This is a genomic window from Photorhabdus sp. P32, assembly GCF_038085095.1.
Lineage (GTDB): Bacteria > Pseudomonadota > Gammaproteobacteria > Enterobacterales > Enterobacteriaceae > Photorhabdus > Photorhabdus luminescens.
On the sequence record NZ_JAZGJN010000065.1, the window covers coordinates 1 to 755 of the forward strand.

1 protein-coding gene is annotated in these 755 nt (G+C 37.0%); it reads right to left on the reverse strand.

The window, feature by feature from the left end; genetic code table 11:
- Positions 1-735, reverse strand: a 735-nt coding sequence (locus tag V2H77_RS00240) for an FAD-binding oxidoreductase (RefSeq protein ID WP_341497203.1), incomplete at its 3' end; no start/stop codon positions are given.
- Positions 736-755: the final 20 nt, after the last annotated feature.

The window sequence follows — 755 nt, forward strand, 5'->3', positions numbered from 1 at the left end:
TTTATATTCCCTTTCAAAATAATCAAACATATCTTGAAGATTTGTGCTTACAACGGGCCAAACTTTCATCTTTCCTGCATAGATACGTTTTAATTGTATAGTGACCGTTAAAAAAACACCTAACATTCCGAAGCTGGAAATAGCAGCAAAAAACAGTTCCTGATTTTTTTTACGAGAACAAATATGAACCTTACCGTCCGGAGTCATAAACGTAAATTCTAGAACGTGATCACCAATCGGACCCACGGCAAAATTGTTCTTTCCGTGAATGTTCATAGATAAGGCTCCGCCTAATGTAGGAAACATGGTTCCGCTTACGACAGGGGGCCAATAACCTTTTTCGATTCCAAATTCCCAAAGTTGTTTGATCGTAACTCCGGATTCCGCTTTGATAATTCCGTTTTTAGAATCGAATTCCAAAATTCTATTATACTTAGAAATATCAATCACCGTACCTTTCGTATTGGTGGCTGCGTCCCCGTAACTACAGCCTCCTCCCCGAAAAGTCAATTTAAGCCCTTTTTGATCCGCATAAGAAAATATATTTTTAAAATCTTCTTCCTTTTCTGGAAAAAGAACCGGCGAAATAGAATGATGATTCATTCCCCAAGCTTCTACTTTGGTAGGTTCCGGAAGTTGAATTTCAATCGGAACTTTTTTTATATTCTTAACTTTCAAAGTCTTTGCAGAAGTTTTCTTTTTAGGAGAAGTTTTGGCCTTGGATGAAATTGCCATAGTATTACCCTTTAATAATC